The organism is Bifidobacterium tissieri, from assembly GCF_002259645.1.
Classification (GTDB): Bacteria; Actinomycetota; Actinomycetes; order Actinomycetales; family Bifidobacteriaceae; genus Galliscardovia; species Galliscardovia tissieri.
In genome coordinates this window covers 55620-72387 of sequence record NZ_MWWV01000003.1, presented here as the reverse complement: position 1 = coordinate 72387, position 16768 = coordinate 55620, and the positions used below count along the sequence as shown (strand labels likewise).

The following is a 16768-nucleotide window of genomic DNA, read 5'->3' as shown; positions in this document are numbered from 1 at the left end:
CGAGCAGGTGCGGCAACTGCCGAGTCACCCCACGCCAGCCATCCAGATCTTAGTGTGATCACACTAACCAAACCACACCGGACCTCAGCAACCCCACACGTAGTGTGATCACACTACCGGAACCACGCCGGACTGATGCCACCCCATACTTAGTGTGATCACACTACCGTGTGCGGGTATGTGCGAATCAGATTAGTGTTCAGCCCAGCACAGACGTCCATCAACACAGGTGCCCATCACCACAGCCGTCCATCAACACAGACGATCAACACAGCCTATCAACACAGGTGCCAGGTGGTGCGATGATACTCGGTCGGACCGTGCTTGGCGATGGCGGCGCGATGCGGCACCGAACCGTATCCTTTGTTGCTGGACCAGCCGTACGCCTCATACTCCGGATGCGCCGCGGCCAGATCCTCGATCAGATGGTCGCGCGTTACCTTGGCGATCACCGCCGCGGCAGCCACACTGGCGCACTGACGATCGCCCTTGACCACGGTGGTCATGGCGATCGGCTTGAGCAGTTCCGGCGCATCAAACGAATTGACCACCGGCGTGATGTAGTCGCTCGGACCGTCAAGAATTCCCGCCACACGCAGCTCGTCGGCCTTGAGTCGCACACCGGGCTCCTCACCGCCGATATCGCCGATCGTGCCATGCCATGCGGGCGATATGCCCTGACGACTCACGGCCTTGGCCACGGCGGCGCCCACGCCCAGATCGGTGTGATCGCCGGTGGTCAGCAGCGTCTCGATTTCGTTGAGCGCGCGCACGGCGGCCACGCCCAGCGCGTATACGATGCCCCACTCGTCGATCTCGCGAGCGCTCACCGATCCCACAGCCCATGCGGCGGACCAGGTTTTGAGCGGTTCGAGCAGCGATTGCCGACGGACTTCGGTGAGCATTTTGGAATCGGCCACGCCCGTGGGCACGGTCCATTCGTCGATGTCGCGCGAGAGCAATGCCGCAGCGCCGACCATGGCGGGCCCGGCGAGGGATCCGCGGCCCACTTCATCGAATCCGACGATCAGTGAATAGCGTTTGCCCGCCAGCGTTTTTTCACGATCAAGCGTGGGTGCCGGACGCGGAACGACGGTGGCCATTATTTCGCTCCTTCCACTCCCCCGACGTTGGCGAAGGCGTCATCGGGTCTGTTCAATGTGCTCCAGTGCGAGATCGGCCAATAGATGGCGAACGCCACGCCCTGCACGTCGTTCACCGGTACCAGACCGTGATCACCATCGCCTTGGTGGACGCGCGAATCGGCGGAATTGGAACGATTATCGCCCATCACGAACAGATGATCGGCGGTGACGGTCACGGAGAATGCGTAGTCGCTGGGGTTCACGCCGTCGCGGATGAATGCGGAATCGTCGATCGCGTGTCCGTTGACGGTGACGGGCTGACCGGCTCCGGCACAGGCCACGGTGTCACCGGGCAGACCGATCACTCGTTTGATCAGCAGATTGCTTTTGGTGGTTTCGCCCAGCCAGTTGTTCGGATCCTTGAAGATCACGATGTCGCCACGTTTGATCTCGAAGAACCGTGGTGTGAGTTTGCTGGCGACGACGCGGTCGCCGACCTGCAGTGTGGTGGCCATCGACGCGGAGGGAATCTCGTATACGCCGATGACGAACAGACGAAGAAACAGTACGATGACGAGTGGAATGCCGGCCCAGACGATCAGATCACGCAACGTCATGCGCTCGGGATCCGCGGAGGAATCCGAAGGTGTCTGAGGTGCCTGGTTGACGGTCATAGGTGATTTCCCCTCGTCGAAGTACGAACAGCTGTTCAGATTCTACCGCGCCCGTTCCTGTTCCGTATGGGTTCCGTACGGGGATGACGATTTGGATATGCAAAGGCCCGGGGCCTCTTTCGAGACTCCGGGCCTGATGCTGCTACGCGCTACGCAAGAAGAGCCTGAAATCAGTCGGCCTTCTGGGTGTTGTCGCGACGCTCGACGATACGAGCGGCCTTGCCACGCAGGGAGCGCAGGTAGTACAGCTTGGCGCGACGCACCTTGCCCTTGCGGACCAGCTCGATGGAGTCGATGATCGGGGAGTGCAGCGGGAAGCGACGCTCCACACCGACGCCGAAGCTGATCTTGCGGACCACGAAGGTCTCACGCACACCGGCACCCTGACGAGCGATGACCACGCCCTGGAACGCCTGAATACGGGAGTTGTTGCCTTCCTTGATATTCACGTTCACCTTGACGGTGTCGCCGGGACGGAAAGCCGGGATGGAATCGGCCGGCTTCAGGTGCTTGGCGTCGAACGCTTCGATGGCATTAACCATGATGTTTCCTCCATTGCCGCCGCATATCAGCGCAAGTCGGGGGAAGACGGGCCGCGGTTCGTGCCGCTGGCTTGTCCTCCAAAATTCGGTATCCCGTCGGGTCTGCCCTCGGGGAGCGCGCCGATCCGATCGCTAGGGTCTGGACCTGTTGAGACGTGAATCTATGCGGCAATCCGCGTCTCGGCACAACTCTTCAAGTATACGCGCCCCCAGGACGACATGGTCATTCCATCCGGTTCGCGGTCATTCCATTCGATTCGCGATCCCTACACCCGCCTCACACCCGGTTTTCGTAATCATTCCACTCGGAAATCCGGCCACACCGCCTTTCCTCTTCTCCAAGCCAGCCCCAGCAATCCGATCTTCCTCTGTTTGGGTCAAACCGGGTCATGAACACCGGCTCTGGGTATAACCGTGTCACGAACACCCTCTGTTTCGCCGCTAACCTACCCGGTTATACCCAGATATCCGGTAATACCCAGAACGGGAGTCCGGTAATACCCAGAACGGTCATATCAATTCACCGTCTCCGAATGCGGAAATGCCCGGACATCGACTCATATCGACGACCGGGCATCTGTCGGACCATATTCCCCTACGGTTCCATACCGTCCTACTTCACCGCCCTACTTCTCTTCGTGGTAGGACTTTTCGGTGTTCACGTTCCACACGTTGCGCTTGGAGGTGCGGCCGGACTTGATGTTGCCGACGGCCTCGATGGCGGTGCCCATGGAGTGATCCATGTTGTTGTAGTGGTGCTGACCGTTACGGCCGACGCAGTAGAGGTTGCCAAAGGAGTCGAGGTATTCGACGAGCTCGTCCATCTGCGCGTAGGTGTCGAAGTAGGCGGGGTAGGCCTTCTTGACCTTCTCGCGATGGGTGTCGAGCACGTCGTTGGAGCTGGCGATGATCTTCATGCGGACCATCTCGTTGATGGCGAACTTGATGCATTCGTCTTCGGACATGTTCCAGAAACGGTCGCCCTCATCGCAGAAGTATTCGAGACCGATCCAGACGGTGTCGTCGACGTCCTGCACCAGGTAGGGGCTCCAGTTGTTGAAGACCTGGATACGACCGACGGTGAAGCCGGGGTCCTGAACGTAGATCCAGCAGTCGGGCACGATGGGCGGGTTGCCGAGGGTGGGGATGCTGGTGGTGTTGCGCAGACGGAGTCGCTTGACGAGCAGACCGACGGTGACAAAGTCGCGGTACGGCAGTCCGTTGGCGATGTGCTTCATGTCGGCGGGCACGACGGCGGTCGTGGCGGCCGGCTCGGCGGATTCGTCCTTGGTGGCGGCGTCGAGGGCGTTGACCAGATCCTTGACGGGCATGGAGGAGATGAACTGGTCGGCGGTCAGCTCGGTGCGATTGCCTTCGGAGTCGGCGTAGACAACGGAGGCGATGCGACCGCCATCCTGACGAATCTCCACGACGGTGGCGTCGGTGAGGACACGCACACCGTTCTGCTCGCAGTTGCGCTCAACGGTCTCCCACAGCTGGCCGGGACCGTACTTGGGATACCAGAACTCCTCGATCAGGGAGGTTTCGACCTCCTTGTTGCTGCGCTTCTTGGGAAGCAGCTTGGAGAAGGCGTTCTTGAGCACGCCGAGGATGGAAAGGCCCTTGACGCGCTGGGCACCCCAGTCGGCGGAGATCTGGGAGGGGTGACGTCCCCACAGCTTCTCCGTGTAGCCCTCGAAGAACATGGAGTAGAGCTTGCGGCCGAAGCGGTTGATGTAGAAGTTTTCAAGGTTGTCTTCCGGCAGCTTGTGGAAGATCGACTTGAGATAGCTGAAACCGGCCTGCATGGTGACGACGAAGCCCATGGCCTTGAAGGTGGCTGGCTTCAGGGAGATCGGGTAGTCGAAGAATCGGCCGCCGTAGAAGATGCGGGAGACGCGGTGACGCTTGAGCATCACGGCGTCGGTGACCTCGGGATCGGGGCCGCCGGGCTCGAGGTCGTGGTGACGACCGAGCTTCTTGTCGTCGTAGCTGGGGGCACCCTGCAGGGGCAGGACGTTCTTCCACCAGTCCATGATGCGATCGTCCTTGGAGAAGAAACGGTGGCCGCCGATGTCCATGCGGTTGCCATTGTGCTTCACGGTGCGGGAGATGCCGCCGAATTCGCGGCTGGCCTCCAGCACAGTCACGTCGTAGTTTGCGGAGCCTCCGTCCTTGACGAGTTCCCAGGCCGCGGTCAGTCCGGCCGGGCCACCGCCGATGATCACAACCGACTTCTTTTCTGCCACGTCATACTCCCTTACAGATGCGTTTTCGTGGTGCCTGCTCATGCAGGTGATGCAATCTCGTGCGTTCGCGCACAAACAAAAGCGGCACCACTCTACTGCAATCCCCGGAGACGAACCGCACATCGGGGATGTGCACACACATTCTTTGCGCGTTCTTTCCCCTCCGGATACGCAACACGCCAGAACCCGGGAATGGGTCCTGGCGTGCGGTAGTCAGACGGCCAGACGGTCAGCCGGTCAATCAGCTGATGTCGTCGGGAATGTCGATGTCGGTTTTCTGAACCTCCTCGACGTTCACGTCCTTGAACGTGACGATGCGGACGTTGGTCACGAATCGGCTGGGACGATACACGTCCCACACCCATGCGTCGGTGAGCTGCACGTCGAAGTACACGTCCTGCCCGGCCGAGCGCACGTTGAAGTCCACCTTGTTGGCCAGATAGAAGCGTCGTTCGGTCTCCACCACGTAGGTGAACAGCTTGATCACATCGCGGTATTCGCGATACAACGCCAGTTCCGCATCGGTCTCGTAGTTGTCGAGATCTTCAGCGCTCATTTATCACTCCCTCGCGAACGGCTGCCCAGATTACGCCACCAGGCGCGCTTCGACCGTTCGGCTCCTTCTTCGTCGCGGTTGGAGTACGGCCACATGGTCTGTTCGTCACTCTTGGCCTTGCTGCTCCCGCCGCGCTTGGTCTTGTCATCGTCGTCCTCGCCACCCAGAATCAGATTGGCGAGCCCGCTCATCATACCGTTCTCTTCACGACGTTCGGCATCGGCCCCGCTCTTGCCGTCACGACTGATCTCGATGGCGAGCGAGTGTTCGCGTGCGGCCAGCGCCTCGCGCACGCCCGGGTTGTCTTCGATCAGGTGCATGCCGAATGCATCAAGCGAACGGATCGGATCGTATTCGTCGACGAGCGTGCCGAGAACGATCTGGTCCTGATATCGCTGATTGGCGTCATCCCACAGCGCGTGGCGGGACGTGCCCTCCACCATGAATCCGAGCGACTGGTAGACGCTCAGCGAGCGCGTGTTCTTTTCCGGAACGGCCACCCAGATGCGGTGCAGTCCGAGTCCGGCGGGTTCGGGTGCGAAGCCGTAGGTCATGACGCGCGGCATGGCGTCACGGGAGTATCCGCGACCGCGGTAGTCCTTGCCGAGCATCACTTGGATGCGGGCGGATTTGGCCCAGCTGTCGATGTCGATCAGGAAGATCATGCCGATGACCTTGCTGCGGTCTTCGAGATCGTCGTCGTCGATGTTGGAGTCGGCGAGTACCGACCATGCGATGGTGCGACGGGATTCCGGATCGCCGACGCCGGATTCGGCCGGCGACTGTCCCAGACCCCATGCCACGGAACGACCGACCCATGTGTGGACCAGTGCGCGTTCCGCCTGTTCGTCCTTGCCGGTAATGCCCGAGGCATTGTAGAACGCCTGCAGTTCGTCCATCTGGACCAGATCATCGATGGTCGCGGGACGCAGCTGCACCATCTCGCCCTTGATCTCCGGGATGTCGAGACGGTCCGGAAGGGTGCGTCCAACCTTCACTTCGGCGATGGCCTCGGCGTCGGCGTACTGATCGGTGTTCACTGTATCTGACATTGGTCGCTTTCTCATCGGTTATCGTCGTCGTCTGCCTGCGTTCAGTCGTCTGCCTACGTTCCTGCATCGAGGCACGTCGAGGCGCTGTTCCGTCCACAATGACAGATTCCCCGCGTATAGGATACACGGGGAATCTATGCCATGGTAGCGAGTCGTGACTTTTTCACAGTCACTTCTCAGGTTGGGATAACCGAACCTTCAGCTCGACGGTTCTTTTGTCGAGAACGGCACTCGGCCTTGTTCGCGACTGCTCAGCCCTTGACCTTGGCCATGACGATCTTGGTGACCGCCTTGGCGTCGGCCTGACCGCGGGTGGCCTTCATCACGGCACCGATGATCACGCCCATCGGCTTCATGTTGCCGCTCTTGAGCTTCTCGGCCACGTCCGGGTTGGCGGCAAGTGCCTCGTCGACGGCGGACTCGATCGCGCCCGTGTCCTCGACGATCTTGTAGCCGTGCTTCTTGACGACCTCGTCGGGCGTGCCCTCACCGGCGAGCACGCCGGCGACGGTCTGCTTGGCGAGCTTGTCGTTGAGCTTGCCGGAGGCGATGAGCTTCTCCACTTCGGCCACGTCGGCCGGGGTGATCGGCAGCTCTTCGAGGCTGACTTCCTTCTTGTTGGCTTCGCGGCTCAGCTCGCCCAGCCACCACTTGCGGGCACCGGCGGCCTTGGCTCCGGCCTTCACGGTCTCCTCGATCAGGTCGAGGGCGTCGGCGTTGATGATGTCACGCATCTGCAGGTCGGAAAGTTCCCATTCCTTCTGCAGGCGGTTGTGGCGCTCGCGCGGCATCTCCGGCATCTCGGCGGCGATCTCGGCGATGTGCTCCTTGGTGATGTGCAGCATCACGAGGTCGGGGTCCGGGAAGTAGCGGTAGTCGTCGGCGTCGGTCTTCAGTCGTCCGCCGGCGGTGGTCTGCGTGGACTCGTCCCAGTGACGGGTCTCCTGCAGGATCTCCTTGCCCTCGTCGAGGCGGGCGGCCTGACGACGGATCTCGTACGTGATGGTCTTCTCGATGCCGCGGAACGAGTTGACGTTCTTGGTTTCGGAACGAGTGCCGTACGGGTCGGACGGGCTCGGACGCAGCGACACGTTCACGTCGGCGCGCATGTTGCCCTGCTCCATGCGGGCGTGGCTGATGTTGAGGGCGCGCACGATGTCGCGCAGCGTACGCATGTAGGCACCGGCGATCTCGGCGGCGCGGTCGCCCACGCCTTCGATCGGCTTGGTGACGATCTCGATCAGCGGCACGCCGGCGCGGTTGTAGTCGACCAGCGAGTGGTCGGCGCCTTCGATACGGCCGTCGGCACCACCGATGTGGGTGTTCTTGCCGGCGTCGTCCTCGATGTGCGCACGCTCGATCGGCACGCGGAAGACGCTGCCGTCGTCGAGCTCCACGTCGAGGTAGCCGTTGCCGTTGGTCGGCTTGTCGTACTGGGAGATCTGGTAGTCGCGCGGCATGTCCGGGTAGAAGTAGTTCTTGCGGGCGAACTGGCTCCACTCGGCGATCTCGCAGTGCAGGGCGAGACCGAGCTTGATGGCGTAGTCCACGGCGGTCTTGTTGATCACCGGGAGGCTGCCAGGCAGGCCCAGGGAGACCGGGGTCAGCTGGGTGTTGGGCTCGCCGCCGAATTCGATGTGGGCGGGGCAGAACAGCTTGGTGTTCGTGCTCAGCTCAACGTGGGTTTCCAGACCGATGACCGGATCGTACTTCTTGACGGCCTCGGAGAATTTCATGAGTTTTTCTGCCATTATCTGCTCCTATGCGCGCTTTCAGTCGGCCAGCCAGGGGGTGTTGAGCTTGTTCCAGATCGGGCCGCCCCACTGGTTCTCCAGCGCGGCTTCGAGGGCTGCGGCCGGCTTGTACATCTTCTCGTCCTGCATCTGCGGTGCGAAGAACTGGAAGCCGACGGGCATGCCGTCGTCGCCGAGGCCGGCGGGGATGCTCATGGCCGGGACGCCGCCCATGTTGGCGGGGATGGTGGTGACGTCGCCCAGGTACATGGTGATCGGGTCGGCGGTCTTCTCACCGAACTTGAACGCGGTGGTCGGGGCGGTCGGGGACACGAGCACGTCGACCTTCTCGAACGCGTTGTGGAAGTCCTCGATCACGAGGGTGCGCACCTTCTGGGCGCTGCCGTACCAGGCGTCGTAGTAGCCGGCGGACAGGGCGTAGGTGCCGAGGATGATACGGCGCTTGACCTCGTCGCCGAAGCCGGCCTCACGAGTGTAGGCCATCATGTTGGCGGCGGTCTGCGGCACGTCGGCCGGCGGCATGACGCGCAGGCCGTAGCGCATGCCATCGTAGCGGGCCAGGTTGGAGCTCACCTCGGACGGCATGATGATGTAGTAGGCACCCAGAGCGGCCGGGAAGTGCGGGCAGGAGACCTCGACGACCTCGGCGCCCATGCCTTCGAGCAGTTTGACGGCCTCGTTGAAGCGGGCCTCGACGTCGGCCTGGAAGCCGTCGCCGGACAGTTCCTTGACCAGACCGATCTTCATTCCGGTCAGGTCCATCTTCTGACCTTCGCGGGCGGCGGCGACCACCGGCGGCACCTCGCGCGGGATGGAGGTGGAGTCACGCTTGTCGTGTCCGCCGATCACCTCGTGCAGCAGGGCGGAGTCGAGCACGGTACGGGAGACCGGACCGATCTGGTCGAGCGAGGAGGCCATGGCGATGGCGCCGAAACGGCTCACTCCACCGTAGGTGGGCTTCACGCCGACGGTGCCGGTGAAGGCGCCGGGCTGACGGATGGAGCCACCGGTGTCGGTGCCGAGTGCGATCGGGGCCTCGAACGCGCCGACGGCGGAGGCGGAACCACCACCGGAGCCGCCGGGCACGTGCTCGGCGTTCCACGGGTTCTTGGTGGTCTTGAACGCGGAGTGCTCGGTGGAGGAGCCCTGCGCGAACTCATCGAGGTTGGTCTTGCCGAGGATCGGCATGCCGGCGGCCTTGATCTTGGAGATCACGGTGGCGTCGTACGGGGGAATCCAGCCTTCGAGGATCTTGGAGGCGGCGGTGGTCTCGATGCCCTTGGTCACGATCATGTCCTTGATCGCGATCGGCACGCCGGCCAGTTCGGGCAGACCCTCGGTCTCGCCCTTGGCGTTCTTGGCATCGAAGGCGTCGGCCTCGGCGAGCGCGGATTCGGAGGCCACCTTGAGGAAGGCGTCGACGGTGGGCTCGGCCTTGTCGATCACGGCCAGATGGGCTTCGGTCAGTTCGCGGCTGGAGACTTCCTTGGCCTTGAGCTTGGCCGCCATCTCGGCGGCGGACAGCTTCACCAGTTCGGTTGCGTTAGTCATGAGGTTTCGTTTCTCCCCTTGTTATTCCTGGATGCGCGGGGCCACGAACATGCCGGCCTCGGTCTTGGGACCGCCGGCAAGGGCTTCGGCCTGGGTCAGCGGGGTTTCGGCCACGTCGGGACGCAGGTAGGCCTCGAGCGGGACCGGGTTGGCGGTGGGCTGCACGTCGGGGCCGGCCACCTTCTGCACTTCGTTGATGGAGTCGGCGATGACGTTCAGTTCGCCCTGAAGTCGGGTGATTTCCTCGTCGGTGAGCGCAATTCGGGCGAGATCGCCCAAATGCACGATTTCTTCACGTGAAAAAGTAGGCATGCCCTTCACTATAAGTGCCGTATGTGACACGCGGAAGGCATGTTCCGAACGTTGTCAAGCCGGTTCGGAACCATATCGGAACACCGAGCCTTCCGTACCTTCCGCGCCTTCCGCGCCTACTTGATGTCGGCGCGCCTGACGACGAGGGCGCCGATGACGACGGACACCATGGTCCAGCCCACGAGCACGAGGAGACTCTGCCACCAGTTGGGCACGAAGTAGTCGTAGCTGACGGCGCTCAGGGTTGGCGATGTGGCGTTCATCTGCAGGAACCGGTCGATGCTGCTGCCGGGCATGAACGCGGCGACGGTGCCCACCCACTTGAATTCCTTGGCCATGACCGACACGATCGTCAGGATGTTCGGCAGAATCGTCAGGATGGCGATGTAGCCGAACAGCGCGCCGGGCGTGCTGCGACAGATCGCGCCCACGCCGAACGCCATCAGCGCCATGAGCACCAGAACCGCGGCACCGCCGAACAGCGAGACCCACGGCAAACGCCATTCGCGGCCGGACAGCTGCGTAATCGACCAGTCGTTCGACATGATCGACACGACCGCCCATGAGATCATCAGTCCGGCGAGCGCCACGATGAATACGGTCACCGATACGGCGATGATCTTGGCCGTGATCATGGTCAGGCGTTTCGGATTGGCGGTGAGCGTGGCCTGAATGGATTTGGTCGAGTATTCCGAGGTGATGGCGAGAACGCCGAAGATGCCGGTCACGATGGCCACGGTGGATACGAAGCCGGAGACGGAGATCCACAGGTCCACCACGTCGACCGGATTGGGGGTGTCGAGCGGTTTGGCGGTCTGGGGATCCACGCCCATCGACCAGTGTATGGTCCACGCGTTCATGGCCGCGCCCGCGGGCAGCAGTACGAGGGTGATGCCCAGCAGCCAGTAGGTGGAGGCGAGCGCGAAGAGTCGGACGAATTCGCCGCGGATGCAGCCCCACAGGCTCAGACGACCGTTGGGCACGCGGCTGGGTTGGGTGCGACGTGCGCGCGGACGTCTGCGGGACTCGGTTCGGGACGGCTGGGCTCCGGATCGCCGAGCTCCGGATCGCCGCTGGGGCGGTGTCGGCGGCTGCGCTGAAGCAACAGGTCCGTTCGTACCGACCGTTCTAATCGGATTCGTCATCCCGGTCGGATTCGGCATCCCAACGGATGCGATCGGCTCAACCGATTCCGGCTCAACCGGCCGTGAGTGCCGTCCTCGTCGTGGTGCAGCCATCAGATTCCCCTCCCCCGTTCACGATGATCATCGTTCGCGCCGTCATTCGTCGTTGTCGATTGCGCGGCCTGTCCCGGCAGCGTCGACCGGTATTCGGCACTCGCGTGCGTGAGTTCCATATACGCGTCCTCAAGCGATCCTCGTTCCTGCACGAACTGATAGACCACGGTCTGCGTATGGGCAAGCGTCTGCGCGACCGTCTCCAATGGCACTCCGGTCACACGGACCGCGTACCCGCTCGGCGGATCGCTTTCCTTGCGTTCGACGAGTTCCACACGCGTTCCAGGCACCGTCGCCGTCAGGACGTTGCGCACGCGTTCGGGATCAGGCGTGACGATGCGGATGCCGTGGCCGGAATGCTGTCGGACGAAGTCGGCGACGCTGACCTGCTGCAGGATGCGTCCCTGTCCGATGATCACCAGATCGTCGGCGGTCAGCGCCACCTCACTCATCAGATGCGAGCTGAGCAGCACGGCACGTCCTTGGGCGGCGTAGTAGCGGCAGAGTTCGCGCACCCATTTGACACCTTCCGGGTCGAGGCCGTTGATCGGTTCGTCAAGGATGAGATTGTATGGGTCGCCGAGCAGTGCGGCGGCGATGGACAGCCGTTGGCTCATGCCCAGTGAGTAGCTGCCGGCCTTGCGCTTCTTTACGCTGTCGATGCCGGTGATGCTGATCACTTCGTCCACGCGGGCCTTGGGAATGCCGTTGGTCAGGGCGAGGGATCGTAGATGCGCGTAGGCGCTGATGCTCTTGTGCGCGGACCGGGCGTCGAATACCGCACCGACCGCACGCATGGGTGATGACAATTTGCTGTATGACCGGCCGTCGATGAGCGCCCGGCCGGAGTCGGGATGGATCAGGCCGAGCATGGCCTTCATGGTGGTGGATTTGCCGGCACCGTTGGGTCCGAGGAATCCGGTGACACGGCCGTTCTTCGCGGTGAAGGAGATCTGATCCACGGCCTTCTTCCCCCTGAACGCCTTGGAAAGCTTCTCTATCTCTAACATGATTCCAACCTACCCGTTCACCCCCTTCGATGCAATCCGCCACAGGAATGATTCCGGCCCGTCGTGGCAATGCGACGGACCGGGATCGGCGTTCGGCCGCTTATGCGGCGTTCGTGGCGATACGCGCGTGCTGGGCGATCCACGCATGCATGGATACCGCCGCCGCCGCACCGGCGTTGATGGATCGTACGGATCCGAACTGGGAGATGTACACCACATCGTCGGCCAGTTCGAGCGCCTTCTCGCTCAGCCCAGGACCTTCCGCGCCGAACAGCAGCAGGCAGTGCTTCGGGAACCGGTAGGTTTCCATTGGCACCGCACCGGGGATGATATCCATGGCGATGATGCGGGCGGCGTTGAGATCGTCGACTTCGGACTGCCAGTACGCGGTGCCCTGATAGTCGGATCGACGGGCGGCCTCGGCGGCGTTGTGTTCGGCCGCGGCGACGGCTGCGGCGATGCGACGATGCCAGTCGGCCACCAGATCGGCGATGGTGGGGTGATGTTCGATGTGCTGGTAGAGCTCGGTCATCAGCGCGCCCTTGCGGTTCCACTTATGCGGTCCCACGATGTGCACGCGGGCGGCGGCGAACGCGTTGGCGGTACGGACCATCGATCCGATGTTGAAGTCGTGTGTCCAGTTTTCGATGGCCACTTCGAACGGATGGCGTCCGCGCGCGTCCAGATCGGCCTTGATGGCGGGCACGCTCCAGTAACGATAGCGGTCGAGCACGTTACGACGGTCGCCGTTGTTCAGCAGTTCGGTGTCGTAGCGCGGATCATAGTTGGCCGGATCGCCGAGATCGTCGGGACGGGGACGGTCGGGATGCGTTTCCGCCCATGGCCCCACGCCCACTTCGCGGAAGGTCGGTTCGCCGGATTCCATGGCCGCCTTGGTGATCGGGTTGGGCTCCCTCATGCCTCGGCGGTCTCCTCGGGGTCGGCGTTGTCAGTGCCATCGGACTGATCGGTGGGAGCGGCCGGTACGTGATCGCGCAGTTCGCTCTCCTTGAACACCTCGATGAACGGCAGTTCGCTCTCCTCGCCGGTCACCGGATTGATCACGTCGATCTTCGGTTCGGTCATGTCCACACCGCCGATCAGCGAAGCGACGGCGAGGATCATGGCACCTTCATGCTCCACGATGCCGAAATCAAGACTCAGTTCGTTGCCGTTGCGCAGGGTCACCAGCGACGACGTCTGCACGTAGGACTTCTCGCTCAGCCATGAATCGAGCAGGATCACGCGCTTGCCCTTGATGCTCGGTCCCTTGACGCCCGGGTAGACGAAGTCCATTACGAATGCGTCGAGATCCTGACCGCGGGACGCGGCGGCGGCGACCATCGCGCAGGCCAGCGGTACCGCAGCGGCGGTGAGCGCGCCCACGGCGTCGAAGTCGTCGAGGCCGTAGCCCTGCTCCTCGAGCGTATCGAGCAGCGTGTGGCCGATGAGCCCGTTGCCCTGATGATCAAGCGCCACGGAGGTCAGCTCACTGAACGGTTTGTCGGACACTTCCTTTTCCAGCATGCGACGCAGCAGATCCTTGGCGTCGAAGAAATCGTCGGCCAATCCGAATGCGTCTGCGGCGGGCTTGTCGTCGCGCACGTCGGGAGTGCCGGTCTTGCGGAATCCCGCGGAATTCTGTTCACTCATGCTCCCACCTTATCCCCAGCCTTATCCCGGGACTGTGGAGAACACTGCGGAAAACCGCGCGGGAAACGCCGCAGGAAAACATGACGAACAGCCATGACGAAAAAGTCCCGCGCCTCGTCGAAACGAGACGCGGGACCGTGACGGGTCACGCGAGGAGGAGCAGTGGCCCGTCGTCACTTGCAAGTGGGCGGTCGAAACCGCCGCGGACCACTATACCCGCCGCATACCCCCGATGACGGAGGCGGTCAGGGAGGTGAACCGCACGCCACCGTCATCGACGGGGTTGACGCTCGCAGCGCACTCAGGCGCGCTTGCGCAGAGCAAGGCCAGCGGCAGCGAGGAGCACCACCACAACGGCCACGCCACCGACGGCGGCACCGGTCGTAGCCAGCTTCTTCTTGGCCTCGGCCTTCTTGGTGGTCTCGACCTTCTTTTTGGTGGAGTCCGTCTTGTTCTCGGCCTTCTGGGCCGGGGTCAGGGTGGAGGCCGGAACGACCTTGGTCCACTGGGCGACGAGCTTGTACACGTTGCCGTCCACGACGTCGGTCTTGGTCAGGGCCTTGCCGTCCTTGTCGGTGCCGGTCTCGGCGTAGACCCAGCCCTTGAGCTTGTAGCCGTCACGGACCAGGGTGTTGGCGTCGGGCAGCTTGTCGAGGATGGTCTCACCCTTGCCGAGCTGCACGGAGAAGTCACCGACCTCACCGTTGATGTTGCCACCATTGGTGTTGTACACCACATTGAACTGCTCCACCTGCATGCCCGGATCCACATCGGTCGGCTCCCAACGGGCGAGCAGCTTGTAGACGTCGGTGCTTGCGGTGTCGGATGCCTGCACGGAGTCGCCGTCCAGCTTGGTGCCGGTCTCGGCGTAGACCCAGCCCTTGAGCACGTAGCCGTCGCGCTTGAGCGTGTCGGCGGTCGGCAGCTTGTCGAGGATGGTGTCGCCCTTGGCGACCTGGACGGAGAAGTCACCGGCCTCACCGTTGATGTTGCCGCCATTGGTGTTGTACACCACATTGAACTGCTCCACCTGCATGCCCGGATCCACGTCGGTCGGCTCCCAACGGGCCACGACCTTGTAGAGGTCGCCGGTGACCTTGTCGGTCTCCGTGACGGCGTTGCCGTCCAGCTTGGTGCCGGTCTCGGCGTAGGTCCAGCCCTTGAGGGTGAATCCGTCGCGCTTGAGCGTGTCGGCGGTCGGCAGCTTGTCGAGCAGAGTCTCGTCCTTCTTCACCTGAAGCTGGAAGTCACCGACCTCGCCATTGATGTTGCCACCGTTGGTGCTGTAGACCACGGTGTAGCGCACGGGCTGCTTGGTCCACTGGGCGTACACCTGGGTGTCGGCGGAGATGACGTCGGTGGCGGCGACAATGGACTTGCCGTCCTTGTCGGTGCTCCAGCCCTTGAAGACGTAGCCGTCGCGGACGACGGTCGGCACGACGGACAGCACTGTCTGATTCTGGCCGACGGTGGTCTGCACGTCGCCGGTCTGGCCGTCGAACTCGCCGCCCTGGATCGTGCCGCCGTTGGTGGACACGGTCAGGGTGAAGGTCTTCACACTGGCGTCCGGATCGACGTCAACAGCCTTCCACTGCGCCCAGATCTCGGTGTCGGCGGAGATGAAATCAGCGTCGATGACCGGGGAGTTGCCGGCCTGATCGTAGGACCAGCCGGTGAACACATAGTCGAGGCGGGCCACGGACGGAGCCACGGAGACGACCTTCTCGTTCTGGCCGACGGTGGTCATGATGTCGCCGGTCTGGCCGTCGAACTCGCCGCCCTTGATCGTGCCGGCGTTGGTGTGCACGGTGAGGGTGAAGGTCTTCACGCTGGCGCCGGGGTCAACGTCAATGGCCTTCCACTGGGCGTACACCTCGGTGTTGGCGGAGATGAAGTCGGAGTCGAGCACCTTGCTCTTGCCGGCCTTGTCGTACGTCCAGCCGACGAACTCATGATCGAGACGTGAGACCTTCGGCAGCTTGCCGACGAAGGTGCTGCCGTTGGCAACCTCGATGGAGTCGTCGCCGACGTTGCCCTGCTCGTTGCCGGACTGGAAGGTGCCGCCGTTCGAGTGGACGATCACGCGGAAGGTCTTGATCTTGGACCACTGGGCGTACACGTGGGTGTTCGCGGAGATGAAATCGTTGGCGATCACCTTGGACTGGCCGGCCTGATCGTAGGACCAGCCGACGAAGTCGTAGCCGTCACGCACAACGGTGGGCACCACGGACAGCACCTTTTCGTTCTGGCCGACGGTGGTCTGCACGTCACCGGACTGGCCTGCGAACTCGCCGCCCTGGATCGCGCCGCCGTTGGTGGACACGGTCAGGGTGAAGGTCTTCACGCTGGCACCCGGATCGACGTCAATGGCCTTCCACTGGGCGTACACCTCGGTGTTGGCGGAGATGAAGTCGGAGTCGAGCACCTTGCTCCTGCCGGCCTTGTCGTACGTCCAGCCGACGAACTCATGATCAAGACGCGAGACCTTCGGCAGCTTGCTCACGAACTTGGAGCCGTTGGTCACGGTGAAGGACGTGTCGCCCTGATGGCCCTTGTCGGCACCGGACTGGAAGGTTCCGCCGTTGGCGTGCACGGTGACGACGAAGGTCTTGGCCGGCTGGGGGGCGTCCTTGAGCACGGCGTCAAGGATGGCGCCGCCGGGCAGCCCCTCGGCATTGGTGGCGAACTCGGGTTCGCTGAGCTTGGCTCCGGTGTTGATCTTCGCGCCGTTGAGCGTCCAGCCGGAGATGACCTTGCCGGACGGAACGTTGAACGAGCCCTTGACCGCAGCCACGGCTTGGGCGATGGTGGAGTCGCAGGTCAGGTTGCCGACGCCGGTGCCGGCCTGAACAACATAGCCATTGACGCGGAAATTCACACTGCAGCTTGTAGCGGGCTGACTTTGCGAGTCAGTCGTCTTGGCGGTATCATCGGCCGCCAACGCGCTCGTAGCGGGGACAAGGCTCACCAGCATCGCTGCGGCAAGCACGCCTCCGAGCGTCTTCTTCTTCCAATTTCGCATGATCGCGAAACCTCCAATAAACATCATCGTCTTTGCAATATCACTGATGGGAAGCACACAGCCTTGTGCA

Annotated in this window: 14 protein-coding genes; all 14 read right to left on the bottom strand. The window is 62.7% G+C overall.

The features are described from left to right. Positions 1-278 precede the first annotated feature (278 nt). The 14 genes from BTIS_RS01975 to BTIS_RS01910 all read right to left on the bottom strand — a co-directional run bounded on the left by BTIS_RS01975 (position 279) and on the right by BTIS_RS01910 (position 16698). Positions 279-1103: a ribonuclease HII gene (locus tag BTIS_RS01975; protein ID WP_094662165.1), complete on the bottom strand. Its 825-nt coding sequence runs from the start codon at positions 1101-1103 to the stop codon at positions 279-281. Next, on the bottom strand, positions 1103-1759 hold the full coding sequence (gene lepB, locus BTIS_RS01970; protein ID WP_169713041.1) for a signal peptidase I: 657 nt from the start codon (positions 1757-1759) through the stop codon (positions 1103-1105). The genes BTIS_RS01975 and lepB overlap by 1 nt, the downstream gene beginning before the upstream one ends. Positions 1760-1929: 170 nt before the next feature. Continuing rightward, a complete protein-coding gene (gene rplS, locus BTIS_RS01965; RefSeq protein ID WP_094662163.1) occupies positions 1930-2301 on the bottom strand; it encodes a 50S ribosomal protein L19 in 372 nt (123 codons plus the stop codon). 626 nt (positions 2302-2927) lie between these two features. Next, complete coding sequence (locus BTIS_RS01960; protein ID WP_094662162.1) at positions 2928-4550, bottom strand: NAD(P)/FAD-dependent oxidoreductase; 1623 nt, start codon at positions 4548-4550, stop codon at positions 2928-2930. A gap of 241 nt (positions 4551-4791) precedes the next feature. Next, positions 4792-5106 (bottom strand): DUF2469 domain-containing protein, encoded by a 315-nt coding sequence (locus BTIS_RS01955; RefSeq protein WP_094662160.1) that lies wholly within the window; start codon positions 5104-5106, stop codon positions 4792-4794. Beyond that, on the bottom strand, positions 5103-6047 hold the full coding sequence (locus BTIS_RS01950; protein WP_420807004.1) for a GNAT family N-acetyltransferase: 945 nt from the start codon (positions 6045-6047) through the stop codon (positions 5103-5105). Before BTIS_RS01950 ends, BTIS_RS01955 begins: the two co-directional genes overlap by 4 nt. Before the next feature lie 362 nt (positions 6048-6409). Next, positions 6410-7909 carry an Asp-tRNA(Asn)/Glu-tRNA(Gln) amidotransferase subunit GatB gene (gatB, locus tag BTIS_RS01945; RefSeq protein WP_094662156.1) on the bottom strand — a complete coding sequence of 500 codons (1500 nt, stop codon included), beginning with the start codon at positions 7907-7909 and terminating at the stop codon, positions 6410-6412. Between the two features lie 21 nt (positions 7910-7930). After that, complete coding sequence (gatA, locus tag BTIS_RS01940) at positions 7931-9463, bottom strand: Asp-tRNA(Asn)/Glu-tRNA(Gln) amidotransferase subunit GatA (RefSeq protein ID WP_094662154.1); 1533 nt, start codon at positions 9461-9463, stop codon at positions 7931-7933. A 21-nt stretch (positions 9464-9484) separates the two neighbouring features. Further along, complete coding sequence (gene gatC, locus BTIS_RS01935) at positions 9485-9775, bottom strand: Asp-tRNA(Asn)/Glu-tRNA(Gln) amidotransferase subunit GatC (RefSeq protein WP_093960607.1); 291 nt, start codon at positions 9773-9775, stop codon at positions 9485-9487. Between the two features lie 116 nt (positions 9776-9891). After that, the gene (locus BTIS_RS01930) at positions 9892-10758 is read right to left on the bottom strand and encodes an ABC transporter permease subunit (protein WP_094662152.1); all 867 of its coding nucleotides are present in this window, start codon (positions 10756-10758) and stop codon (positions 9892-9894) included. A 254-nt stretch (positions 10759-11012) separates the two neighbouring features. Beyond that, positions 11013-12023 (bottom strand): ATP-binding cassette domain-containing protein, encoded by a 1011-nt coding sequence (locus BTIS_RS01925; protein WP_094662150.1) that lies wholly within the window; start codon positions 12021-12023, stop codon positions 11013-11015. A gap of 100 nt (positions 12024-12123) precedes the next feature. After that, positions 12124-12942: a TrmH family RNA methyltransferase gene (locus tag BTIS_RS01920; protein WP_094662148.1), complete on the bottom strand. Its 819-nt coding sequence runs from the start codon at positions 12940-12942 to the stop codon at positions 12124-12126. Continuing rightward, entirely contained in the window at positions 12939-13676 is a 738-nt protein-coding gene (locus BTIS_RS01915) for an orotate phosphoribosyltransferase (protein ID WP_245819217.1), read from the bottom strand. Before BTIS_RS01915 ends, BTIS_RS01920 begins: the two co-directional genes overlap by 4 nt. Before the next feature lie 301 nt (positions 13677-13977). Next, a complete protein-coding gene (locus BTIS_RS01910; RefSeq protein ID WP_158216810.1) occupies positions 13978-16698 on the bottom strand; it encodes an InlB B-repeat-containing protein in 2721 nt (906 codons plus the stop codon). Positions 16699-16768: the final 70 nt, after the last annotated feature.

Bases quoted from the DNA above. Each gene is read 5' to 3' on its own strand.
- rplS (WP_094662163.1), bottom strand. From the start codon at position 2,301: ATGGTTAATGCCATCGAAGCGTTCGACGCCAAGCACCTGAAGCCGGCC.
- lepB (WP_169713041.1), bottom strand. From the start codon at position 1,759: ATGACCGTCAACCAGGCACCTCAGACACCTTCGGATTCCTCCGCGGAT.
- gatC (WP_093960607.1), bottom strand. From the start codon at position 9,775: ATGCCTACTTTTTCACGTGAAGAAATCGTGCATTTGGGCGATCTCGCC.
- BTIS_RS01955 (WP_094662160.1), bottom strand. From the start codon at position 5,106: ATGAGCGCTGAAGATCTCGACAACTACGAGACCGATGCGGAACTGGCG.
- BTIS_RS01920 (WP_094662148.1), bottom strand. From the start codon at position 12,942: ATGAGGGAGCCCAACCCGATCACCAAGGCGGCCATGGAATCCGGCGAA.
- BTIS_RS01950 (WP_420807004.1), bottom strand. From the start codon at position 6,047: ATGGTGCAGCTGCGTCCCGCGACCATCGATGATCTGGTCCAGATGGAC.
- gatB (WP_094662156.1), bottom strand. From the start codon at position 7,909: ATGGCAGAAAAACTCATGAAATTCTCCGAGGCCGTCAAGAAGTACGAT.
- BTIS_RS01915 (WP_245819217.1), bottom strand. From the start codon at position 13,676: ATGAGTGAACAGAATTCCGCGGGATTCCGCAAGACCGGCACTCCCGAC.
- BTIS_RS01925 (WP_094662150.1), bottom strand. From the start codon at position 12,023: ATGTTAGAGATAGAGAAGCTTTCCAAGGCGTTCAGGGGGAAGAAGGCC.
- BTIS_RS01975 (WP_094662165.1), bottom strand. From the start codon at position 1,103: ATGGCCACCGTCGTTCCGCGTCCGGCACCCACGCTTGATCGTGAAAAA.
- gatA (WP_094662154.1), bottom strand. From the start codon at position 9,463: ATGACTAACGCAACCGAACTGGTGAAGCTGTCCGCCGCCGAGATGGCG.
- BTIS_RS01910 (WP_158216810.1), bottom strand. From the start codon at position 16,698: ATGCGAAATTGGAAGAAGAAGACGCTCGGAGGCGTGCTTGCCGCAGCG.